Origin of the sequence: Citrobacter sp. RHBSTW-00887 (assembly GCF_013728095.1) — a bacterium.
Lineage (GTDB): Bacteria > Pseudomonadota > Gammaproteobacteria > Enterobacterales > Enterobacteriaceae > Citrobacter > Citrobacter braakii.
This window is the reverse complement of record NZ_CP056267.1, coordinates 1,803,887-1,826,920: the sequence shown is the minus strand read 5'-3', so window position 1 is coordinate 1,826,920 and position 23,034 is coordinate 1,803,887. Positions and strand designations below refer to the sequence as shown.

Below are 23,034 nucleotides of genomic sequence, written 5' to 3'. Positions count from 1 at the left end.
TTTCAGGCCCGATGGCGCTACACCACCGGGCCCGATATTAATAACTGCTTTTCAACGTTTGCGTACTCTGGCCTGGCTTAAACATTGCCAGCCTGCGATCCAGCGCTTCGGTATAAAGCATGGTATCCACGCCTACCGCGACAAAATTTGCTCCCCATTGCAGACATTTCTGCGCCATTGTTGGGTCAACAGCGAGGAAACCGGCTGCTTTTCCGGCTGCGCGAATACGGCGAATGCTATGCTCAATGATCCGCTGCACCTCCGGGTGTCCGGCATTATCCGGATAGCCCAACGACGCAGAAAGATCCGCCGGGCCAATAAAGACACCGTCAATACCGTCAACGTCCAGAATGGCATCCAGATTATCCAGTGCCGCTTTGCTTTCGACCTGTACCAGCAGGCAGAGTGATTCATTAGCCTGGGCCATATAATTGTCGATACGCCCCCAGCGCGCCGCCCGTGCCACGCTGGCGCCGACACCACGCTCGCCGAGCGGTGGATAACGAGTCGCAGAAACCACCTGAAGCGCCTGCTCTGCGCTGTCGACCATCGGGACAAGCAGCGTCTGCGCGCCAATATCCAGCACCTGCTTGATCAACGCTTTACTGCCCTCCACCGGGCGAACCACAGGCTGGCTGGCATAAGGCGCAATCGCCTGCAACTGATGGTAAAGATCCTGCACCGTGTTCGGCGCGTGTTCTCCATCAATCAACAGCCAGTCATAGCCCGACGTCGCGGCAATCTCCGCCATGTAGGAGGTGGTCGAACTAAGCCACAGGCCGACCTGGACTTCCCCTTTGCGTAATCCTTCTTTGAAGGGATTTGATAACAATGCGTTCATAACGATCCTTACAACGTAGATAAGATTAATGATGCGCAGCGCCTGCTTGTGAAACTGAACGGTTCACACTCAGCGTAAAGATGATTAGCGAGCCAATAATCGCGACGCCCGCGAGGACCAGCAGGCCCGCCGCATCGCTGGCAAACACCGTTTCGGCTTTGACGCGCAGAATGGGAGCAATAAAGCCGCCAACGGCACCAAACAGGTTGACGAAGCCGATCCCCGCCGCCAGAGCAGTCCCGGAAAGAAGTTGCGTTGGCATCGTCCAGAACACTGGCTGTACCGCAATGAAACCGACCGCCGCGACGCAGAGCGCCACAATCGCCAGTACCGGTGAAACCAGCCCAGAAAGGCCAATGCCGATTCCTGCCGCCAGCAGCGTCAGCGCGGCAACATTACGCCGGTCGCCGGTGCGATCGGAGTAGCGAGGAATAAGCCATGTACCAAACAGCGCCGCCACCCACGGTATTGCCGCCACGACCGAAGCCGTAAAGCCCACTTTTGTCCCTAACAACGCAGCAACCTGAGTTGGCAGGAAGAAGATCAGGCCATACACCGCCACCTGGATCGTCAGATAGATAATCGCCAGTTGCCAGACACGGCCATTACGCAGCGCATCCGACAGGCGTGAAGTGACCTTTTTCTCCTCTTCACTTGTCAGTTGGCTAATAAGTAACGACTTTTCCTCCGCGCTCAGGAAACGCGCCTGCTGCGGGGTATCATCCAGCCAGAAGAAGGTGAAAATGCCCGCACCTACCGCCAGTAAACCTTCGATAACGAACATCCAGAACCACCCTGGATGCCCCATAAAGCCGTGCATCTCCAACAGCGCACCGGAAAGCGGCGATCCCAGGGTTAACGCCAGCGGCGCCCCCATGTAGAACAGCCCCATGATGCTGGCGCGGTTACGCTGGGGGAACCACTGGGACGTCAGGTAGATCATACCGGGGAAGAAGCCCGCCTCTGCCGCCCCCAGCAGAGTACGGATAATCAGGAATTTCGATTCAGTATCCGCCCATGCCATCGCCGCAGAGAGGAATCCCCACAGCAACGTGGTGGTACCAATCCAGGTTCTGGCACCAAATTTACGCATCAACAGGTTGGCAGGAACCCCCAGAAAGGCATAAACCACAAAGAAAATCCCCGCGCCCAACGCATAAGCTTCGTTGCTCAGACCGGTATCAATCTGATAGGTCTCTTTGGCAAAACCGATGTTCGAGCGGTCAAGAAACGCCAGCACATACAGCGCCAGCATAAAGGGAATCAAACGGGCGCGGTTTTTCTTCACCACACCATCAAGTAACGTGGTACTCATAGCAAGATCCTCAAAGAAATGAGGGCGTTGCCGTGGCATTGGCAACGCACTGGTCATTAGTGGCTATAAGGGCGCTTCAGATTGCAGTCGCGGTTAAGCTCGACGCCAAATCCTGGTTTGTCGAGCACCGACTTATGAATGCGGCCATTGACGGGTACCGGTTCGTCCAGAAGGATCGGATCAAACTGTGGACGCATCGTTGAACAATCCGGGCTGGTCATCAAAAACTCGCTGAACGGGGTATTGGTGAACGTGATTACCGCGTGGTGCGAGTAAACCGAGGAACCATGTGGCACCACCAGCTGTCCGCGCGATTTAGCAATAGCGGCAATTTCCACCAGCGTAGTTAACCCACCGCACCAGCCCACATCCGGCTGCATGATATCGATGCCGGTTTCTGAGAGTGTGCGGAAGGACTGCAGCGTCCCGTGGTGTTCACCGCTGGTGACCATCATCCCCGCCGGGGCGTTACGTTTCAGCTCGCGATAGCCTTCATACTGCTGCGGCGGCAGACACTCTTCGATCCACTTCAGATTAGACGGTGCGCAGGCATGGGCCAGTTTGGTGGCATAGTTCACGTCCTGACTCATCCAGCAATCGAGCATCAACCAGAAATCTGGACCGCATTTCTCACGCATGTCGGCTACCATTGCCGCATCTTTGCGGATCCCCGCATCCCCGTCGTGCGGCCCCCAGTGGGTCGGCATTTTGCCGCCAATAAAGCCCATTTCTTTCGCCAGATCAGGGCGCGCACCGGTCGCGTAGAATTGAATTTCGTCGCGTACCGCGCCACCCAATAGTTTGTAGACCGGTAAACCCACCACCTTGCCAAACAGATCCCACAGCGCCAGATCCACGCACGAGATGGTGTTCATCACCAGACCGCCGGAGCCGGAGTAGTACATCGTTGCGCCCAGCATCTGGTCGTGAATGAGTTTGATATCACTGACGCATTTCCCTTCAATAAAACGATTGAGATGCTTTTCCACAATAAAGCACCCCATCTCTCCTGCCGTGGAAACAGCAAAACCGGTCTGTCCGTTTTCAGCTTCCACTTCAACAATCAGTGTCCCTAATACGTTGATGCCAAAGGACTGGCGCGATTGCTCATATTCACGATATTTGCTCATTGGCGTGGCGATATGATCGTCAATCCAGTGGTTAGCGCCCTGATCGTGATAGTCGCCGCCGCCAGCGCCTTTATCCGCCGTAGCACCACCGGTAAACCAGGCACGAACGTGTTTAATTTTAGGTAGGGTCATGGTGTTCTCCTTTTTATGAAGCGAGTGAGTCGAAGGGACTTTTCCATCCCAACAGGCGTGAAATATCCCTGGCGCAGGCAATCGCTTTACCGGCCAGATAATCACGGTTCTCTTCGTTAATTTGCAGACGAGTGCCGACCACTGAAATCGCGGCGGTCAGTTCATTGTTAGCGTTAAAAACAGGCGCTGCGACGCAACGAACATCGGGATAATCTTCGCCATTATCAAAGCTCCATCCACGCTGTCGAATACGCTCCAGCTCGTCATTCAACTGCTGTGGCCTGGTGATAGTGGTCGGCGTTGCCTGTTCCCATATCAGCTGTTCAATAATGGCTTTTCGTGCGGCTGCCGGTTGCCAGGCCAGCAGGCATTTGCCGATACCCGAGCGATAGAGCGAAAGACTTTTCCCTTCGTGGGAGCGCACGCTGATAGTGGATGACGATTCCACTTTCAGAATGTAATACGCGCTTTCGTGGTCGATGATCCCGAGATGGCAAAGTAACCCTGTCTCATCCATCAGTTGTGTCAGCCGGGGACGCGCCAGTTCACGTAAATCCATCTTGCTCAGCGCATGCCCGGACAACTCAACCAGCTTGGTCCACAGGCAGTAATTTTCCTGATGATCAATGCTGATAAAGCGCTGACGCTTCAGTTCGTTAAGTAACAGGTACGCGGTGCTTTTTGGAATACCCAGCGACTCTATGATGGTGGCGGCGCTACATGGGCCGATACGCGCAATGAGATTGAGTATTTCGATCGCCCTGGTGAGCGCGGGAACTTTGCTTGATTCCAACATACTGGACTCCAGTCTGAGATACTGGAATCAGTGTGGTAGGTTAAGGGGGTTAAAATTGTGAAGCGCATCAAATCCTCTCGTTCTTCCAGCTGGCTGGAGAAAAAACGAGCATAATTGTGAACTAACGCACGGATTTTTTTACAGAGAGTACAACAGGTTGGACTGATAACGGGAAGGCCAGAATGCCTTCCCATAACAAGCGCGTGAGAGAGTGCAAGTCAGGAAGGCAGCGTCAGGGATTCAACCACTTCTATCCAACCGTGTTCGGTGGCAATATCCTGCCCGTTGAGCCAACGGCGCAACATATTGAGCGCCATCATTGCGCACACTTCCTGACGAATCGACAAACTATAACGATTAGCGTTCAGCCGTACGCGTAAGGCATGCGTTCCATCAGGCGTTGCCAGCGCAAAGTTAATATGTTCGTTTTCGAAAGCCGATACCGCCAGCGCCAGCCCGGCATAATGGTTGCCGCGTCGTTCGGTTATCCAGTGTGCCGTTTGCGCCAGCGTTTCTTCCTGGGGCGGAACCACTTCGCTCGCCAACAGCGGAGCATTCGCGCGCGAAAGCTGCAGCGCCACCAGACCACCGGTGAATTGTTCGCTTAGCGTCAGGCTGTATTGCCGTTCCTGCAACGTACGGGCGATTTGCGCGGGTAAACCTTCCGTACCTTCGAAAATCATATTCTGCCCGGCAACCCGCTTAACTTCTGGCCACAGCGCCAGCATCGCTTCCCGTTGGGAATCCGGCCCGGTCAGCTTTAGTTCGATAATCGGCATTGACGAGCGGTAGCCCATTGTCACTCCCGGAGGCAATTGCAGCGGATCCAGGCTCTGCGCCAGCTCGCTTTCAGAACGACCAAAGGTGGTTAATCGCAGGCATAGCGGGGGTTGAGACAGCGAAAAACGCTCACGCAAACGCGGCAGGATCTCATGCTCAACCATAACTTTAAATTCTGATGGCACTCCCGGGGTAAAGAACATCAGGCAGCGGTTAAGCTTCAGGGCAAACCCACACGCGGTTCCTACCGGATTATTGATGAATTCCGCGCTGGCAGGTAGCTCAGCCTGTTTGCGGTTACTCGGTGCCATCACGCGTCCACGATCGCGGAAATAACGCGTCATCTCGGCGAGCCATGCTTCATGCAGCACCAGCCCTTCACCTTTTGCCGTGGCCGCCGCCAGCGCGCTCAAATCATCGCTGGTTGGTCCCAGACCGCCGTTAACGATCAGTACATCGGCATGTTCGCTACGCTCACGCAAAACGGCGACCAAATCATCAAGATTGTCACCTACCGTGTTGCGACGGGTTAGCGGTAACCCCTGATTAAAGAAAAAATCGGCCAGCCAGGCGGCATTCGTGTCGACGATTTGTCCGTGCAACACTTCATCCCCGGTGGATAGCATCTCCACGTTTAACATCGTGTTCTCCTGCTTTTATGATGAAAACACTATAACGCATGGAGGGGGGAAGGCGCGACTGAACGCCGCGCCGGAAAAATCAGAAACTCGCGTTAACCCCAACGTACGGGCCGTCAGCAATCGCGTTATCGCGGTTACCGTCTTTGCCTGCCAGGTTCAGGTAGCGATAACCGGCTTCAATGCTCAGCGGACGCATAATGGTCAGACGCGCACCTGCATTCGCTTCTTCATAGCTGTCGATACCGCTGGAAAGAGAATCGGGAGAGTAATAATACTCGCCAAACAGGCGGAGGCTGTCGCCAATCGGCCACTGCAAACCGCCACCGACCGCCGCCGCGTAACCCTCGTCACCATCATTCGGGTTAGTATAAATGCCTTTCCCACCGACCGTTGCCAGCAGCGGACCGAGAGGAATATTCAGACCCAGTCCCAGCCCGGCCGCATCGCCGTCGTCATCGTTATGCATCCAGTTACCGCTGACGGCCAAACCGGTGGTCTCAGTACCCATACCGAACCCCAGGTTGGTGTAGTCTTCGCCAGCCTGGCCGCTGATGCTAATCGCGCTCGCCGACGCGGAAACAAACAGCATTCCGGCAAAACCCAACATTAAACTTTTTTTCATTTTCTATCCTTTCCAGCAAGAATCAAAACATAGCCCCAAAACCTGTGAATTGTACTGTTAGATCACGAGGAATCAATGCACTAAAAAAGCGATGCAATAACATATTGTAAGCAAATACTACTCACAAGATTTAGATAAGGTTAAATTCTTGTAGCAATTACGCCACTGAGGGCAGCAGAACGCCATTTTCTACAAACATCCTGTTTTCCCTGCCAAAGCAGCGTTATTCGTCGATGAAGCGTTTTTTCTACCGCCAGCAAAAGGTAAGATGCGTGCACGATGGAATTTTCTATACCTCCCCCTACAAGGATTCGACTTATGCGCCAAAGAACAATTGTTTGCCCATTAATTCAAAACGATGGCTGTTATTTACTGTGCAAAATGGCTGACGACCGCGGTGTGTTCCCCGGTCAGTGGGCGCTTTCTGGCGGCGGCGTTGAACCGGGTGAACGTATTGAAGAAGCTTTGCGCCGTGAAGTAAGAGAAGAGCTGGGCGAACAACTGGTGTTATCAGATATTACGCCATGGACCTTCAGTGACGATGTTCGCACCAAAACGTACGCCGATGGCAGTCAGGAAGAGATTTATATGATTTATCTCATCTTCGATTGTGTGGCGGCTAATCGTGAAGTGAAGATTAATGAAGAATTCCAGGCATTCGCCTGGGTTAAAGCGGAAGATCTCGGCTCTTACGATTTAAATATCGCCACGCGTAAAACGTTAACTTTGAAAGGGTTACTGTAAGTTATCATTTTAATAGCGGCATTGCGCTCATCAGTCTGCAGATAACAGCAATGTCGCCCAAACTACTCAAGAACCTACATGATCTTTTTTTCATTAAGATAAATAAAAAACACGCTATTCCTCTCTCTTTCCCAAACCTTAAACTCTTAAGGATAAATTAACCTTCCGTCATTACCCTTTGAAGCCTGATGAAATAATTAACGACGCCCCTGTTTATCATTAAAAATAAAACGTCGGTGGCGTTAAATGGCTTGAAGGAATAATGATGCCTGACTTTTTGCCTTTCTCTCGCCCGGCAATGGGGGCTGAAGAACTTGCTGCTGTGAAGACGGTTCTGGACTCTGGATGGATAACCACCGGCCCGAAAAATCAACAGCTGGAAGAAGCCTTCTGCCAGCTCACGGGAAATCAACACGCCGTCGCCGTCTGCTCCGCTACGGCAGGAATGCACATCACGCTGATGGCGCTGGACATCGGTGCAGGCGATGAGATTATTACACCGTCAATGACGTGGGTTTCTACCCTCAACATGATTGTCCTGCTGGGTGCGACGCCAGTCATGATCGACGTTGACCGCGATACGCTCATGGTCACACCGGAGCAAATTGAGGCCGCCATCACCCCGCGAACCAAAGCCATTATTCCGGTACATTACGCAGGCGCCCCCGCCGACCTGGACGCGATTTATGCCATTGGCGAACGCTATGGCATTCCGATTATAGAAGATGCGGCCCACGCCGTAGGGACGTTGTATAAAGGTCGTCATGTCGGCGCGCGCGGCACGGCAATATTCTCATTTCACGCCATCAAAAATATTACCTGCGCCGAAGGCGGGTTGATCGTTACCGACGACAGCCAGCTTGCCCAACGGCTTCGCAGCCTGAAGTTTCACGGTCTGGGCGTTGATGCCTTTGATCGACAAACCTATGGCCGGGCGCCGCAGGCCGAAGTGCTTGCGCCAGGGTACAAGTACAACCTCACGGATATCAACGCCGCCATTGCGTTGGTACAGCTAAATAAACTGGAACACCTGAACTCACGCCGGGCGCAAATTGCCCGCGAGTATCAACAGACGCTGGCCGATACGCCATTTCAACCACTGAGTCTGCCCCAGTGGGCGCACGTTCACGCCTGGCACCTGTTCATCATTCGCGTTGACGAAGCCCGCTGCGGTCTGAGCAGAGATGCCTTAATGGAAGCGTTAAAGGCCAAAAATATCGGCACCGGTCTGCATTTTCGTGCGGCCCATTCGCAAAAATATTACCGCGAACGCTTCACTACCCTTTCGCTCCCCAATACAGAATGGAATAGCGCGCGCATTTGCTCACTGCCGTTATTCCCCGATATGACCGCCGATGACACCCAGCGGGTAATTACGGCACTTCGCGAGATTGCAGGACAATAACCATGTTTGAAGCAGCACCGATCAAAAAAGTCTCGGTGGTCATTCCCGTTTTTAATGAACAGGAAAGCTTGCCAGAGTTAATCAGACGTACCAGCGCTGCCTGCGAAAAATTGGGCAAAGACTATGAAATTTTGCTAATTGATGACGGCAGCAGCGACCATTCCGCACAGCTGATGATGGACGCTTCCCAGGCACCGAACAGCCATATTGTTTCTATTTTATTGAATCGCAATTACGGGCAACACTCGGCGATTATGGCCGGTTTCAGTCATGTCACCGGCGACGTGATCATCACACTGGATGCCGATTTGCAAAACCCGCCGGAGGAGATCCCACGGCTGGTCGCCACCGCAGATGAAGGCTTCGATGTGGTCGGCACGGTACGTCAGAACCGTCAGGACAGCGTATTTCGTAAGACCGCATCGCGAATGATTAACCATCTGATTCAGCGCACCACCGGTAAAGCGATGGGTGACTACGGTTGCATGTTACGCGCTTATCGCCGCCACATCGTCGATGCCATGCTGCATTGCCAGGAGCGCAGCACCTTTATCCCGATTCTGGCCAACATTTTTGCCCGGCGTGCTACGGAAATCCCGGTACACCATGCAGAGCGAGAATTTGGTGACTCCAAATACAGCTTTATGCGTCTGATCAACCTGATGTATGACCTGGTGACCTGTCTGACCACAACGCCACTTCGTATGTTGAGCCTGTTGGGCAGCGTAATCGCCGCCACTGGCTTTATCTTGTCTATCCTGCTTGTGGTTCTGCGTCTGACGCTCGGTCCACAGTGGGCCGCGGAAGGGGTATTCATGCTGTTTGCCGTCCTGTTTACCTTTATCGGCGCACAGTTTATTGGCATGGGTTTACTCGGCGAATATATCGGTCGCATCTATAACGATGTCCGCGCCCGCCCCCGCTATTTTGTTCAACACGTTATCCGCCCACAAACCACACAGTCAACCGAGGAAAACCGCGCATGAAAGCCATCGTATTTGCCTATCACGATATGGGATGTCAGGGTGTCCAGGCTTTGTTGGATGTAGGTTATGAAATCGCTGCCATTTTCACGCACACCGATAATCCGGGCGAAAAAGCATTTTTTGGATCGGTTTCCCGCCTTGCCGCCAGCGCCGGAATTCCGGTTTACGCCCCGGACGAGGTCAATCATCCCTTGTGGATTGAACGCATTAGCCAACTGGCGCCGGATGTTATCTTCTCGTTCTACTATCGTCATTTACTGAGTGATGAGATCCTCAGTCTTGCGCCTGCGGGGGCTTTTAATCTGCACGGTTCGTTGCTGCCGAAATACCGTGGTCGCGCGCCGCTGAACTGGGTATTGGTCAATGGCGAAACCGAAACCGGCGTCACGCTTCACCGCATGGTCAAACGCGCGGATGCTGGCGCCATTATTGCCCAGCAGCGCGTCGCTATTTCGCCGGATGACGTGGCGTTAACGCTGCACCATAAATTGTGCCAGGCTGCGCGTCAGCTGCTGGAACAGGCACTGCCCGCGATTAAAACCGGGGATTATGCAGAACGCCCCCAACAGGAAGCAGATGCTACCTGTTTTGGTCGCCGTACACCGGAAGATAGCTTCCTCGACTGGAACACACCTGCCGCAGAGTTACATAACCAGGTCCGCGCCGTCAGCGATCCGTGGCCGGGCGCATATAGCTATGTCGGCACACAAAAGTTCACCGTCTGGTCATCGCGCGTTTGCGTAAATGACTCAGCGGCCCAACCGGGTACCGTCATCTCCGTTTCTCCTTTGCTGATCGCCTGCGGCGATGGCGCCCTGGAAATTATTACCGGACAAGCTGGCGATGGTATTGCAATGCAAGGGTCGCAACTGGCGCAGGTTCTGGGCCTGGTACCAGGTTCTCGCCTGAACAGCCAGTCGGTTGCCACCAGCAAATGCCGTACCCGTGTGCTGATCCTCGGCGTTAATGGCTTCATTGGTAACCATCTGACCGAACGCCTGCTGCAAGAAGATCATTACGAAGTGTATGGGCTCGATATTGGCAGTGACGCCATTGGACGTTTTCTGCAGCATCCGCGATTCCACTTCGTCGAAGGCGACATCAGCATTCACTCCGAATGGATTGAATACCATGTTAAAAAATGCGACGTAGTGCTGCCGCTGGTGGCGATCGCAACGCCAATCGAATATACCCGCAACCCGCTGCGCGTATTTGAGCTCGATTTTGAAGAGAACCTGAAAATCATTCGCTACTGCGTGAAATACCGTAAGCGCATCATTTTCCCGTCAACGTCCGAAGTCTACGGCATGTGTACCGACAAAGTCTTCGATGAGGACAGCTCGAATCTGATCGTCGGTCCGGTGAATAAACCACGCTGGATCTACTCCGTTTCCAAGCAGTTGTTGGACCGCGTAATCTGGGCGTACGGCGAAAAAGAGGGATTGCGCTTCACCCTGTTCCGCCCGTTTAACTGGATGGGGCCACGTCTGGACAGCCTTAACGCCGCGCGTATCGGCAGCTCACGCGCCATTACCCAACTGATCCTCAATCTGGTGGAGGGTTCACCGATTAAGCTGATTGAAGGCGGCAAGCAAAAACGCTGCTTTACCGACATTCGGGATGGTATCGAAGCCCTGTACCGCATCATTGAAAACGAAGGCGGACGCTGCGACGGTGAGATTATCAACATCGGTAATCCGCAGAACGAAGCGAGTATTCAGGAACTGGCAGAAATGCTGCTTACCTGCTTTGAAAAACATCCATTGCGTAACCACTTCCCGCCGTTTGCTGGTTTCCGTGACGTCGAAAGCAGCAGCTACTATGGTAAAGGTTATCAAGACGTTGAACATCGTAAGCCCAACATCCGCAATGCGAAACGCTGCCTGAACTGGGAGCCCACCATTGAGATGCAGGAAACGGTAGAAGAGACGCTGGACTTCTTCTTACGCAGTGTGAATATCACGGAACACACATCATGACCCAAGTCGGCTTGCGCATAGATGTCGATACTTTCAGGGGGACGCGCGAAGGCGTACCCCGCCTGCTGGAGACATTGAACCGACATAACGTGCGGGCAAGTTTTTTCTTTAGCGTTGGACCGGACAACATGGGACGCCATCTCTGGCGTCTTGTGAAACCACAATTTCTGTGGAAGATGCTGCGCTCAAACGCCGCATCACTTTACGGATGGGATATATTGCTGGCGGGAACCGCCTGGCCGGGAAAAGAGATCGGCCTGGCCAACGCGGCGATCATTGCGCAAACCGCCCTGATTCATGAAACCGGTCTGCATGCCTGGGATCACCATGCCTGGCAGGCGCGAAGCGGAAACTGGAATGACAAACAGCTGATTGATGATATTTCACGAGGCATCACGGCCCTTGAAACTCTTATCGGACAACCCGTCACTTGTTCTGCCGTTGCCGGATGGCGTGCCGACGATCGCGTCGTCCACGCCAAAGAAACGTTCCATCTGCGTTATAACAGCGACTGTCGGGGAACGTCGTTATTCCGTCCGGTGCTGACGTCCGGGAAAACAGGTACGCCGCAAATTCCCGTCACGCTACCCACCTGGGATGAAGTGGTTGGTCAGGAAGTCCAGGCGGTGGACTTCAACGCTTACATTCTCTCCCACATCCAGATGAGCAGAGGAACACCGGTGTATACCATTCATGCGGAAGTTGAAGGCATCGCCTTTCAGCAGAATTTTGACGAGCTGCTTACTCGCGCCGCAGACATGGGGATAACATTTTGCCCGCTCGGCGACCTGTTACCGGACGATGTCAGTTCGCTGCCAACAGGGCAGATCGTGCGTGGCAAAATACCCGGCAGAGAGGGATGGGTCGGCCGCCAACAACCAGTGAGCGTGACAAGATGAAACATACTGTCCGCTACACCCTGGCATTTATCGCTTTTATTGCGCTGTATTTTATTCTCCCCATCAACAGTCGCCTGCTGTGGCAACCTGATGAAACGCGCTATGCCGAAATCAGTCGGGAAATGCTGACCTCTGGCGACGGGATCGTTCCGCACTTTTTAGGGCTGCGGTATTTTGAAAAACCGATTGCCGGATACTGGTTAAACAGCATCGGGCAATGGCTGTTTGGCGCCAATAATTTCGGCGTCAGAGCAGGAGCCATTTTTGCCACTTTGCTGACGGCGCTAATGGTTGCCTGGCTTGCCATGCGGTTGTGGCGGGATAAGCGCACCGCCGTACTCTCTTCGGTTATCTTTTTAACGTTTTTTTCGGTTTACAGCATCGGCACCTACGCGGTACTTGATCCCATCATTGCGCTCTGGCTAATGGCGGGCATGTGCTGCTTTTGGGAGGGGATGCAAGCCACCAGCAGAATGCGCAAAATTACCGCCTTTCTGCTGTTAGGGTTAACCTGCGGCATGGGCGTGATGACCAAGGGTTTCCTGGCACTCGCCGTTCCTGTGCTCAGCGTACTGCCGTGGGTTTTCGTACAAAAGCGCTGGAAAGATCTCATTATCTACGGTCTGCTGGCAGTAGTCGGTTGCATCGTGACTGTGCTGCCTTGGGGAATAGCGATTGCCCGGCGTGAGCCGGATTTCTGGCATTACTTCTTCTGGGTTGAACATATTCAACGCTTCGCGCAGGAGGATGCCCAACATAAGGCCCCCGTCTGGTACTACATTCCGGTATTGGTGGCTGGCGCATTACCGTGGCTCGGGCTGCTCCCCGGCGCGCTGCGTACGGGCTGGCGTGAACGGGATGTTCCGCGCAGCGCACTGTACCTGCTAAGCTGGATTATCATGCCAATCCTGTTTTTCAGCATCGCGAAAGGAAAACTGCCGACCTATATTCTTTCCTGCTTCGCGCCGCTGGCAATATTGACGGCGCGTTTCGGCCTGCAGGCCGCGCAAAAAGGCGCAACCGCGCTGCGCGTGAATGGCTGGATCAACGTTCTGTTCGGTGTAACCGGCATTGTCGCCACGTTTATTGTTTCTACACTGGGTCCATTAAAGACGCCGGTCTGGTCGCATATCGAAACGTATAAAGTGTTTTGTGCGTGGGGCATTTTTATCATCTGGACGCTCTTTGGCTGGTATACGCTAAATAACCGCGAGAAGAACTGGACGTTCGCAGCGCTGTGTCCATTAGGCCTGGCACTGTTGTTTGGCTTCTCCATTCCTGACCGGGTGATGGAATCTAAACAGCCACAATTTTTTGTCGAGATGACCAAAGAGTCGCTGGAGTCGAGCCGTTATATTCTCACCGACAGCGTTGGCGTCGCCGCGGGGCTGGCCTGGAGCCTGAAGCGTGACGACATCATAATGTACGGACAAACGGGCGAGTTAAAATATGGCCTTAACTACCCGGATGCCCAAGGGCGTTTTATCGGTCGGGGGAACTTTGCCGAGTGGTTAGCGCAACATCGTCAGCAAGGAAACATTACGCTCGTGCTTTCAGTCGATAAGGATGAAGATATTAATCGACTTGCTATCCCTCCCGCTGACTATATCGATAATCAGGGGCGTCTGGTCCTGATTCAGTATCGGCCGAAATGATCTGGATAGCCTTAGTTCTCGCCAGCCTGCTCAGCGTCTGCGGTCAGTTATGTCAGAAGCAGGCGTCGCGACCCGTTCCCGTTCGAGCGCGAAAACGCCACATTACGCTATGGATTGGGCTTGCTCTGGCAAGTCTCGGTCTGGCCATGCTGCTATGGCTGGCGGTGCTGCAGAACATTCCGGTCGGTATCGCCTACCCCATGCTGAGTCTTAATTTTGTATGGGTGACTCTGGCTGCCTGGAAAATCTGGCGCGACCCCGTCACCCCGCGCCACTGGCTGGGTGTGGGGTTAATCATCACCGGCATCTTTATTCTTGGGAGTGCGGTGTAATGGGCATCTTTTGGGGATTATGCAGCGTTATTATCACTTCAGCCGCCCAGTTGAGTCTCGGCTTTGCGATGGATAATCTGCCGCCAATGCTGCAGCCGCAGCAATTCATTTCTGCCGTATTCTCTCTTAGCGTCGGCGCATTTGCTCTGTATGCCGGACTGGCAGGGTATTTACTGTCGGTGATTTGCTGGCATAAAGCGCTGCACCAGCTCGCACTGAGCAAAGCGTATGCCCTGCTCAGCCTGAGCTATGTACTGGTGTGGGTTGCATCAATGATCCTGCCCGGCTGGCAGGGAATATTTTCAGCGAAAGCGCTCGCCGGAGTGCTGTGCATCATGGCAGGGCTACTGACGATTTTTTTACCTTCACACCAGCGCCAACCCTGAGATTATTTATCTTCAGACAGTCGTAACAGGCGTTCCCATTCGTCACACATGTACTGTCTGGCATCAACTATTTTGATTAACCGTGAGGTATCGCGATTAATGCAATACAGTGCATCTTTCAGCGGTGAAAGGAGGTCTCCGGGCTTAACCCACTCGGAAGATTGCGCCTCAGCCAGCATCTTTAGCGAACCGCCGCCATCACAAAGTACGATATAGAGCCTGCCTGCTTTTTTGTGACAGCAAGACTTCTTCACATGCCATTCCATAGCGCACCTTTTGTTAAAAGATTTCACAACAGGTTACACTTAAGCAGATAAACAAAATGACAATAGCGACGCAATGGCGAAAGTGAGAAATGTAATTACTGTTTGCTTAATTTGAACAATGAAGCACTTACCCAATCTGACAGCGCACGACGAGAGATTTTAATCCCTCCGGATTTTAGTTCGGGTGGCAATGTCAGCCAGCATACCGGTTGCTGAAAGCGGGCCAGCTTATCTTTCACCCACTCTGCCAGATTTGTGTCACCCGCATTGGTGTCATACTCAACGACCGCCACCGGGCGATGACCAAACTCTTTGTCTTCTATCGGCACAATGAAAGCTTGCAGAACATGCGGATGCGCAGCAATCACGCGTTCCACCTCTTCCGGCTGTATGCCTTCCCCGCCGCTAAAGAACAGATTGTCCATCCGACCGACAATGGTTAACTTGCCGCCCTTCAACACCCCGCGATCGCGGGTGGCAAACCAGCCTTCCGCGTTTACTAAAGGAATCAGCTGCCCGTTACGCCAGTAACCTTGCGCCATGCTGGCGGCACGCAGCCAGACTTCACCATCAACGATTCTGACTTCTCTGCCTGCCAGGGGCGACCCCACATCCGCCAGGCCATCCGCTTCTTTCGCACAGACCGTAGAAGCAAACTCCGTTAAACCGTAACCGCACCAGCAGCGAATCCTTTTCTCGCGCGCCTGTTCCGTCAATTCAACAGGAATTGCCGCGCCACCCAGGAGCACTGCTTTGAGCGTTACCGCCGTTTTGTTGACCAGCAGGCGCCACAGCTGCGTGGGCACCAGCGAAGCATGAGTGCATCCAGCCAGCATTTGCTCCAATGGTTGCTTGTCGCGCACGGTCATTCGTGCCCCGGCAAACAACCAACGCCACAAAATACCCTGGCCGGAAACATGAAACAGCGGCAGCGAGAGCAGCCAATCATCTTCAGCGTCAAACGGCATTAATGACAGCACGCCCTGCGCGCTTGCCAGATGAGCCTGACAGGTATGCACCGCTGCCTTTGGCAATCCGGTAGAACCTGAGGTTAACGTCATCGTACTCAAACGCTGGGGTAACCACGCGGCGGCATGCTTGCCTGGCACAGCCTGCATCTGCAATGGATGGAGTCCCGTGAGAACATTAGCGGTCTCCAGATCCATCGCAAAACGCAGCGTTAAGTCCGGGACCAGCGCGTCAAGCAGCGATTGAGGCAGCTGTGGGTTAACAGGTAAAACCCGCGCCCCACATTGCAGCAATGCCAGCCAGGCCAGCAAAGCACGTGGATGATTCCAGGCGCGAAGCAGGACGCCATCTCCCTCTTCCACGCCCTGAGCGGCAAAACCGCTGGCCAGATGGTCAACGCGCGTGCAAAGCTCGCTCCAGCTTAATACTTCATCGTTGAGGCGTAGAGCAGGCACCTCTGCACGAACCTGTCGCCAGTGACGCCACGGCCAGTCATCGGGTTGTACCAGGCCCGATATGCTTAAGCTATCGGGCATTTCCCGCTGGGTCATAGCAGGCGTTCCAGCGCATCAACATCGATACACGGCAATGCGCTACCCGGCCAGGTGCGTACCTGCTGGCACTGCATCAGGCTCAGGGTATCCAGCCCCGGAATGGTCTGCGGCGTCAGCCAGGCGGCAATTCGCGCCAGTTGGGTTAAGCCCAGGCTCGACTCGATCGACGAACTAATAACAGCGGTGAGACCAAGCTCATGCGCCGCTGCCACCTGTTCGCGCACTTTTTCGAGACTGCCCGTCAGCGTAGGTTTGATAACCACTGCCTTGACGCCCTCTTCGGCTTCGAAGATGAAATCCGCTTCACGCAGGCTTTCATCCCAGGCAATGGCAATGCCGGTTTCACGCGCAAAAGCACGAGAGTCATCGCGAGTTTTGCATGGCTCTTCGAGAAAAGCGATGCGCCCGCGGTACTCTGGATTAACGTACTTCGCGAACTGCTGGGCTTTCAACGGCGTCCAGGCTCGGTTGGCGTCAAGTCGCAAATGCAGCTCCGGGATAGCCTCAAGCAGCAGGTTGGCGACCATACCGTCACGAACCGCTTCATACAGTCCGACCTTTATCTTCGCTACTTTTTCACCCGGCATGTCCGCCAGTTGCAGTACCAGATCATCAGGATCGCCCGTACACAGCGGCGCTGCACGGTAGTCTGCGTCTTCTGGCAATACGCCAGCCAGTTCGGCCAGCGCACAGCTTGCGCCAAAGGCGACCGAAGGCAGCTGCGGTAAGGAAGAATCCCCCTGTAGCCAGCCGTTGACCCAGGCCAGCAGCTCGGTTTGCGCCTCTTCCCAGCTCTCCTGACTGAAGCCCGGCAGCGGGGAGATCTCTCCCCACCCTTCGCGCTCGCCGTCACAAAGGCGAACGTATAGCCCGTCACGCGTTTTTAACCGCCTGTCGCGCAGAATCACCCCCGCGTCCATGGGGATCTGCCAGCGGTATACCTGCGCGCTACGCATTACGGATTCCGTTTAAATTTGCTGAAATCCGGCTGACGTTTCTGGTTAAAGGCGTTACGGCCTTCCTGACCTTCTTCCGTCATGTAGAACAGCATGGTGGCGTTACCCGCCAGCTCTTGCAGACCAGCCTGACCATCGCAGTCGGCGTTCAGTGCAGCTTTCAGGCAGCGCAACGCCATCGGGCTGTTTTGCAGCATTTCACGACACCAGCGTACGGTCTCTTTTTCCAGATCGACCAGCGGAACCACGGTGTTTACCAGGCCCATATCCAGCGCTTGCTTCGCATCGTACTGACGGCACAGGAACCAGATTTCACGCGCTTTTTTCTGACCGACAATACGCGCCATGTAAGAGGCACCCCAACCGCCATCGAAGGAACCGACTTTCGGACCGGTCTGGCCGAAGATGGCGTTTTCAGCCGCAATGGTCAGGTCACACATCATGTGCAGCACATGGCCGCCGCCGATGGAAAAGCCTGCAACCATCGCCACTACCGGCTTCGGACAGGTACGAATCTGGCGCTGGAAGTCCAGTACGTTCAGGTGATGCACACCGGAATCATCCTGGTATCCGCCGTAGTCACCGCGCACTTTCTGATCGCCACCTGCGCAGAACGCTTTGTCGCCAGCACCGGTCAGAATAATCACGCCAATGTTGTCATCGTAGCGAGCATCTGCCAGCGCCTGGATCATCTCTTTCACGGTGACCGGACGGAAGGCATTGCGTACTTGCGGACGATTAATGGTGATTTTTGCGATACCGTCGGTGGATTTCTCGTAGAGAATGTCGGTGTAGCCTTCAGAGCAATCGTGCCATTCTACCGGTGCGTAAAGCATTGTTTCATCAGGATAGATCATAAAATGTCCTATAGTCAGCGATGCAGAATCTGAGCCAGACAGTCCACCACGCCAGCGGGATTGTCCCGATGCGCGTTGTGTCCGGCATTACGAATCACATGGCTTGGTACGGATATTTCCGCCGCCAGAGCGCGGAATTTATCGTCACGTTCACCACATAAATAATAAAACGGAAATGTGCGCGTAGTGAGTTGCGCACGTAAATCAGGTTGTACGGCTAGCGAGGTGGCCTCCAGCATCGCCGCCAGCGTATGCCCGTTATTCTGGCTACGCAGTGCGACCAACGCTTCTCTTTGCGCCGCATTCAGCGAGGAAAAAACCGGCTGTTGATACCAGTCAATAAACACCTCGCACAGCGGCTCAGCGCGAAAACGCGCAGCCCAGCGACCATCAGAGAGGCGACGCTGAACGCGCGCCTCCTCACTTTGCAAGCCTGGATGTCCACCTTCAACCACCAGACCGCACAGTCCTGGCATCTCCTGACAAGCCGCCATCATCGCGACTCTGCCGCCAAGAGAGTAACCTACCAACCAGTATTTAAGTATGTTGTAACTAAGCAACGTGTTACGCAGCAAAGCGCTTACGTCGTCGAATCCGCTCACGCTGATGTCAGCGGAGCCACCGTGTCCCGGCAGGTCGATATACAGCCGCGAATAATTCTTAAACGCTTCGCCAACCGTCTGCCACTCCCGACAATCACCGGAAAAACCGTGCAGGAAAACCAGCCAGGGAAATCCCGTCTGGCCCAGTTTCGCCTGAGCGTGCAGGATCATAGATGGCTTACCTGCGCCAGCAGTTGCTGCAGGGTTTGCGCCCCATCAGTTTCGTTTACCACCAGCTCAATCACCGTTGCCGCCGGAGTACGCCAGGCGTTAGTCAGCGCGCTCTCCAGTTGCTCCCAGTTTTCCGGGCGCTGGTATTTAAGGTTAAACATGGCGGCAGCATGCTCAAAATGCACGTTCTGCGGCATCAGGTAGAACCGTTCGCGTTCGCTTGCTGGCGTCGGCAACAGGGAAAAAATTTGCCCGCCGTTATTATTGACCACTATCAGGACAAACGGCGCGGAAACCTGGCGCAATAACGCCAGCGCATTGAGGTCATACAGCGCAGATAAATCGCCGACGATAGCCAGCGTCGATTTCGCGCTGGCGCGCTGTACACCTGCTGCCGTTGACAGCAGGCCGTCAATGCCGCTCGCGCCACGGTTGCTATAGACCGGGTAACCCGCCGGAAGCTGCGACAGCGCATCAATCAGGCGCACCACCAGACTGTTGCCCACGAACAGTTGCCCCTGCTCCGGCAAGTATTCGCGGATACGGTGGGCTAATTGCGCTTCACCAAACGCGTCACGACGGGCTTCTACCGCCTGCCAGGCCAGTTGCGCCAGGCGTGGGATCTCCACGCACCAGGGCTGACGTTTCTCCGCCGGATGCAACTCCAGCCAGTCGCCAACCGTCGCTACCAGCCTGCGCCCACGATGGTGAGCCGGATCAAGGCGGCCTTCGATATTATCGACAATCCAGTATTCCTGCGGATCACAGCTGGCCTGCCATTGCAGGAGCCGTTTTCCGGTCAGGCTACTGCCAAGCTGCACCACAATCTGCGCCTGCTGTAATTCAGTGACCGCTTTCGCATTTCCCAGCCACAGGTCGGCGCACGGCAAAGGCTGTCCGGTTTGCGACAGAACATCGCCAATCAGCGGCCAGCCTAGCATCTGCGCCCACTGCGCAACCTTTTTGCCCTCTTCCGCGCTCATGCGGCCTGCAACAACAACGCCGCGTTTTTGTCGCCAGAAAAACCAGTCACGCTGTTTGTCGCTTTCCAGTCGACGCGCTTCACGCAGCCAGGGTTTATCATCCTGCCACCAGTCGCCAAGGCGCTGCTGCCAGTCAATCCCCGTTTCGTCCATGTCGCCATACAGCGGTTCCGCAAATGGGCAATTGATATGAACCGCCCCGCTATGCAGCGCAGCTAAGGCGTTATCAATGGTGGATACCAGCCAACTAGCCGGAATGTTCTGGGTCGGGCGCGGTAAAGAGAGCGTTTGCGATGGATGCGAGGCAAACATTCCGGCCTGACGAATCGCCTGGTTAGCGCCGCAGTCGATAAGCTCAGGAGGTCTGTCAGCCGTGAGTAGAATCAGCTTTTCACCGGTCAGGCCCGCTTCAATCAACGCGGGATACAAATTTGCCACCGCCGTACCGGACGTCACAATCACAGCGACAGGCTGCCGGCTGACTTTTGCCAGACCTAAGGCCAGATGCCCAAGGCCACGCTCATCAAAATGAGTATGGTGAATAAAAGCGGGGTTTTCCGCAGCCGCCAGAGTCAACGGTGTAGAACGAGAGCCAGGGGCAATGCAGACATGCCTGACGCCGTGGCGAGTGAGTGCTTCCAGAATGACCGCCGCCCAGCGTCGGTTAAATGCGCTTACTGACATGAGATTGTCCGGTATCAATATTGCGACACAGTATAAAGAATCGAATAAATGGATTTTTGATATGAGTCGGTAATATACAACTCATTACCCTTCCATCTGTAATAAAGTGCGCAGTCCTGCCGCTTTATTGTCTATTTCTTGCCATTCCTGTTCAGGATCTGAACCACGCACGATCCCTGCCCCGGCATACAGGCGTATCACATTTTCACTAATTTTCGCCGACCGTAATGACACGCAAAACTCGCTTTGGCGCAGAGAAAGGTAACCCGCAGAACCGGCATACCACTCGCGTTCAAACGGTTCATTTTGTTGGATAAATTCACGCGCCAGCTCACGCGGAATACCTGCGACTGCCGCCGTGGGCTGGAGTTGCATCAGACAAAGCGTATCATCAGCCTGATTCAGTTCCGTCCAGATACAGCGGCGCAGGTGCTGCACTTTGCGCAGTCTGAGCACCTGCGGCGGCAGCACATCAAGAGTTTGCGTACAGCCTTGCAGACGCTGGCAAATATCTTCGACCACCAGCATATTCTCGCGCTGGTTTTTATCATCTTTCATTAGCCATTCCCCCAACTGCCAGGCCCGATGATCCTCAGGGTGGTTGGCAACAGTTCCCGCCAGCGCCTCGGTGCGCAGCGCCGTGTCACGCCGCCGATACAGCCGTTCAGGGGAAGAACCAAGAAACGCACACTTTGCGGAGAACGCCATAAAGAAATGGTAGCAGTTCAGGTTTAGACGACGACTGGAAGCCATCACGGCCGCGGCGTTAACCGACTGAGAAAACTGTAAATCGGTCGCCCGCGCCAGCACGACCTTATCGAGCTGTTCCCTATTGATCGTTTGCGTGGCGAGCTTTATCAGATCTGTCCAGCCAGTTTTATCCGGCCAGTTCTGTTCTCCCGTCAAACGCAGACGCAATGCGGGCAGCGGCTTTACGTTGGCGAGCGATGAGATAAACACCACCGCCTGCGCGGCGTCTTCACGCAGCGACACGTCGCTATAGAGATGTAAGCGTAAGCTCGCCACCCCCGCGCAACGTCGCCACTCCAGCCGTGGCAATAACAAATGGCCGCGCTGAGGCTCAAAGGCATTCAGGCCCCAGACACGCAGGTCAGGATTATCATCATGCTGGTGTAAAAAATGCTGGGCTAATTCGAGCGAGGAAAATGTGGCAACAGCGCCCAGTACGGCGGCTTCTTCATCGCCATTACGCTGTTGCCAGTAAAACTGGGGCCAGACAGGTTGACTGGCCAGCCATCCTAAAGCGTCAAACGCATCATTCAGTGGGAAAGGGATATCGTAAATACGAATTCCAGGTGCTGCTGGTATCTCTTGCGACAAATGACGCATCAGACTTTCCAGCGCAGTAGTGATTGAATGCACGCGGACCTCTCCCTGTTAAAAACCTCACATTATACGGGGTACTGAGCAGAAAAAGCAGTACCCCCAGTTAGGGAGTACGTACAAATGCGCTGACGGAATGGAATTTATCGCCGTGCTAACAATAATCCCATCACTAAACCGACCGTGGCACCAACGCCGATTCCGCGCCAGGGTTTTTCATGCACATAATCATCCGCCCGGCAAACGGCTTTCTTCGCGCGGTAATAGTAGCTGTCAGAGGCATGGCTGACGCGATTTCTCACCTCTTCTAACGCCCGCTCTGCCCGCGCTTTTAACTCAAGGTATTTTTGATCGGCTGGATCGCCGGAAGAACGCAGCACCTCCTCCAGCGTTTCACTCAATAATTCCAGATCGTCATCGATACGTGATTCATAAGAATGAAAAGACATTTTATTCTCCCTTTCTATTGACGTACCCGCTAACTATAGACAATCAGGCGTGTTTGCGCCTGTTTACGCCTGATGTGCTTCCCGCGCCATTCCGACGTGTGGAATACCGTCTTCGTCATAGATATCCGTGACCGGCACAAAGCCAAAGCGCGCATAGAATGATTGCAAATGTGCCTGCGCCCCCAGATACAGCGCCTTGTGCGGCCAATGCTGCGTACAGGAGGCCAGCGTCTGAGTCATTAGCTGTTGCCCCAATTTTTCACCCCGCAGCGCTTCGCTTACGATCACCCGCCCAATGACGACCGGCTCAAGCTCATCATCGCTTTTCAGAATCCTCGCATACGCCACCAGTTCATCGTTATGCCAACCCAGAATGTGCCGGTTTTCACCACTCAGGTCATCACCATCCACATCCTGATACGGACACCGTTGCTCAACAACAAATACCGCACAGCGAAGCTCAAGAATGGCGTACAACTGCTGTGTATTGAGCTTTGCATGGTGGAGATCTTGCCAGTGAATCATAGTCTGCCCCTTTGTTGTGATAACCTGAACA

The 23,034-nt window shown here is 54.2% G+C and carries 23 protein-coding genes; 8 read left to right on the top strand and 15 right to left on the bottom strand.

What is annotated here, in order from left to right:
* Positions 1–37 precede the first annotated feature (37 nt).
* The 6 genes from yfaU to HV314_RS08645 all read right to left on the bottom strand — a co-directional run bounded on the left by yfaU (position 38) and on the right by HV314_RS08645 (position 6,257).
* The gene (gene yfaU, locus HV314_RS08670; RefSeq protein WP_181547859.1) at positions 38–841 is read right to left on the bottom strand and encodes a 2-keto-3-deoxy-L-rhamnonate aldolase; all 804 of its coding nucleotides are present in this window, start codon (positions 839–841) and stop codon (positions 38–40) included.
* A 25-nt stretch (positions 842–866) separates the two neighbouring features.
* Positions 867–2,156, bottom strand: coding sequence for an MFS transporter (locus HV314_RS08665; protein WP_019077274.1), 1,290 nt, complete (start codon positions 2,154–2,156; stop codon positions 867–869).
* A gap of 56 nt (positions 2,157–2,212) precedes the next feature.
* A complete protein-coding gene (gene rhmD / locus HV314_RS08660; protein WP_016153809.1) occupies positions 2,213–3,418 on the bottom strand; it encodes an L-rhamnonate dehydratase in 1,206 nt (401 codons plus the stop codon).
* A 13-nt stretch (positions 3,419–3,431) separates the two neighbouring features.
* Positions 3,432–4,214 carry an IclR family transcriptional regulator gene (locus HV314_RS08655; RefSeq protein ID WP_131346457.1) on the bottom strand — a complete coding sequence of 261 codons (783 nt, stop codon included), beginning with the start codon at positions 4,212–4,214 and terminating at the stop codon, positions 3,432–3,434.
* 218 nt (positions 4,215–4,432) lie between these two features.
* Positions 4,433–5,635 (bottom strand): nicotinamide mononucleotide deamidase-related protein YfaY, encoded by a 1,203-nt coding sequence (locus HV314_RS08650; RefSeq protein ID WP_181547858.1) that lies wholly within the window; start codon positions 5,633–5,635, stop codon positions 4,433–4,435.
* A 79-nt stretch (positions 5,636–5,714) separates the two neighbouring features.
* The gene (locus HV314_RS08645; protein ID WP_016153812.1) at positions 5,715–6,257 is read right to left on the bottom strand and encodes a YfaZ family outer membrane protein; all 543 of its coding nucleotides are present in this window, start codon (positions 6,255–6,257) and stop codon (positions 5,715–5,717) included.
* A gap of 318 nt (positions 6,258–6,575) precedes the next feature.
* Between HV314_RS08645 and nudI the strand changes: the two genes are divergently transcribed.
* The 8 genes from nudI (at position 6,576) to arnF (ending at position 14,643) form a co-directional block, all read left to right on the top strand.
* Entirely contained in the window at positions 6,576–7,001 is a 426-nt protein-coding gene (gene nudI / locus HV314_RS08640; protein ID WP_016153813.1) for a nucleoside triphosphatase NudI, read from the top strand.
* 265 nt (positions 7,002–7,266) lie between these two features.
* Entirely contained in the window at positions 7,267–8,406 is a 1,140-nt protein-coding gene (arnB, locus tag HV314_RS08635) for a UDP-4-amino-4-deoxy-L-arabinose aminotransferase (protein ID WP_181548097.1), read from the top strand.
* 2 nt (positions 8,407–8,408) lie between these two features.
* Positions 8,409–9,392 (top strand): undecaprenyl-phosphate 4-deoxy-4-formamido-L-arabinose transferase, encoded by a 984-nt coding sequence (gene arnC, locus HV314_RS08630; protein ID WP_181547857.1) that lies wholly within the window; start codon positions 8,409–8,411, stop codon positions 9,390–9,392.
* Positions 9,389–11,371 carry a bifunctional UDP-4-amino-4-deoxy-L-arabinose formyltransferase/UDP-glucuronic acid oxidase ArnA gene (gene arnA, locus HV314_RS08625; protein ID WP_181547856.1) on the top strand — a complete coding sequence of 661 codons (1,983 nt, stop codon included), beginning with the start codon at positions 9,389–9,391 and terminating at the stop codon, positions 11,369–11,371. The genes arnC and arnA overlap by 4 nt, the downstream gene beginning before the upstream one ends.
* Positions 11,368–12,270, top strand: a complete 903-nt coding sequence (gene arnD / locus HV314_RS08620) for a 4-deoxy-4-formamido-L-arabinose-phosphoundecaprenol deformylase (protein WP_047359217.1) — start codon at positions 11,368–11,370, stop codon at positions 12,268–12,270. Before arnA ends, arnD begins: the two co-directional genes overlap by 4 nt.
* On the top strand, positions 12,267–13,925 hold the full coding sequence (gene arnT, locus HV314_RS08615; RefSeq protein WP_181547855.1) for a lipid IV(A) 4-amino-4-deoxy-L-arabinosyltransferase: 1,659 nt from the start codon (positions 12,267–12,269) through the stop codon (positions 13,923–13,925). Before arnD ends, arnT begins: the two co-directional genes overlap by 4 nt.
* Complete coding sequence (gene arnE, locus HV314_RS08610; protein ID WP_181547854.1) at positions 13,922–14,257, top strand: 4-amino-4-deoxy-L-arabinose-phosphoundecaprenol flippase subunit ArnE; 336 nt, start codon at positions 13,922–13,924, stop codon at positions 14,255–14,257. The genes arnT and arnE overlap by 4 nt, the downstream gene beginning before the upstream one ends.
* Positions 14,257–14,643: a 4-amino-4-deoxy-L-arabinose-phosphoundecaprenol flippase subunit ArnF gene (gene arnF, locus HV314_RS08605; RefSeq protein ID WP_016153820.1), complete on the top strand. Its 387-nt coding sequence runs from the start codon at positions 14,257–14,259 to the stop codon at positions 14,641–14,643. The genes arnE and arnF overlap by 1 nt, the downstream gene beginning before the upstream one ends.
* 2 nt (positions 14,644–14,645) lie before the next feature.
* On the opposite strand, the gene pmrD is transcribed toward arnF, so the two are convergent.
* The 9 genes from pmrD to HV314_RS08560 all read right to left on the bottom strand — a co-directional run bounded on the left by pmrD (position 14,646) and on the right by HV314_RS08560 (position 23,003).
* Positions 14,646–14,909, bottom strand: a complete 264-nt coding sequence (gene pmrD / locus HV314_RS08600; RefSeq protein WP_181547852.1) for a signal transduction protein PmrD — start codon at positions 14,907–14,909, stop codon at positions 14,646–14,648.
* Between the two features lie 95 nt (positions 14,910–15,004).
* The gene (menE, locus tag HV314_RS08595; protein WP_181547850.1) at positions 15,005–16,429 is read right to left on the bottom strand and encodes an o-succinylbenzoate--CoA ligase; all 1,425 of its coding nucleotides are present in this window, start codon (positions 16,427–16,429) and stop codon (positions 15,005–15,007) included.
* Positions 16,426–17,388, bottom strand: coding sequence for an o-succinylbenzoate synthase (menC, locus tag HV314_RS08590; protein ID WP_181547848.1), 963 nt, complete (start codon positions 17,386–17,388; stop codon positions 16,426–16,428). Before menC ends, menE begins: the two co-directional genes overlap by 4 nt.
* Positions 17,388–18,245 carry a 1,4-dihydroxy-2-naphthoyl-CoA synthase gene (menB, locus tag HV314_RS08585; protein WP_053389241.1) on the bottom strand — a complete coding sequence of 286 codons (858 nt, stop codon included), beginning with the start codon at positions 18,243–18,245 and terminating at the stop codon, positions 17,388–17,390. Before menB ends, menC begins: the two co-directional genes overlap by 1 nt.
* A 14-nt stretch (positions 18,246–18,259) precedes the next feature.
* The gene (gene menH / locus HV314_RS08580; RefSeq protein ID WP_181547847.1) at positions 18,260–19,018 is read right to left on the bottom strand and encodes a 2-succinyl-6-hydroxy-2,4-cyclohexadiene-1-carboxylate synthase; all 759 of its coding nucleotides are present in this window, start codon (positions 19,016–19,018) and stop codon (positions 18,260–18,262) included.
* Positions 19,015–20,685, bottom strand: coding sequence for a 2-succinyl-5-enolpyruvyl-6-hydroxy-3-cyclohexene-1-carboxylic-acid synthase (menD, locus tag HV314_RS08575; RefSeq protein WP_049042370.1), 1,671 nt, complete (start codon positions 20,683–20,685; stop codon positions 19,015–19,017). Before menD ends, menH begins: the two co-directional genes overlap by 4 nt.
* 84 nt (positions 20,686–20,769) lie before the next feature.
* Positions 20,770–22,068 (bottom strand): isochorismate synthase MenF, encoded by a 1,299-nt coding sequence (gene menF / locus HV314_RS08570; RefSeq protein ID WP_181547845.1) that lies wholly within the window; start codon positions 22,066–22,068, stop codon positions 20,770–20,772.
* A 104-nt stretch (positions 22,069–22,172) separates the two neighbouring features.
* Positions 22,173–22,478 (bottom strand): stress response protein ElaB, encoded by a 306-nt coding sequence (gene elaB, locus HV314_RS08565; protein WP_003027683.1) that lies wholly within the window; start codon positions 22,476–22,478, stop codon positions 22,173–22,175.
* Positions 22,479–22,541: 63 nt separating this feature from the next.
* Positions 22,542–23,003, bottom strand: a complete 462-nt coding sequence (locus HV314_RS08560) for a GNAT family N-acetyltransferase (protein WP_016153827.1) — start codon at positions 23,001–23,003, stop codon at positions 22,542–22,544.
* Between the last annotated feature and the right edge of the window lie 31 nt (positions 23,004–23,034).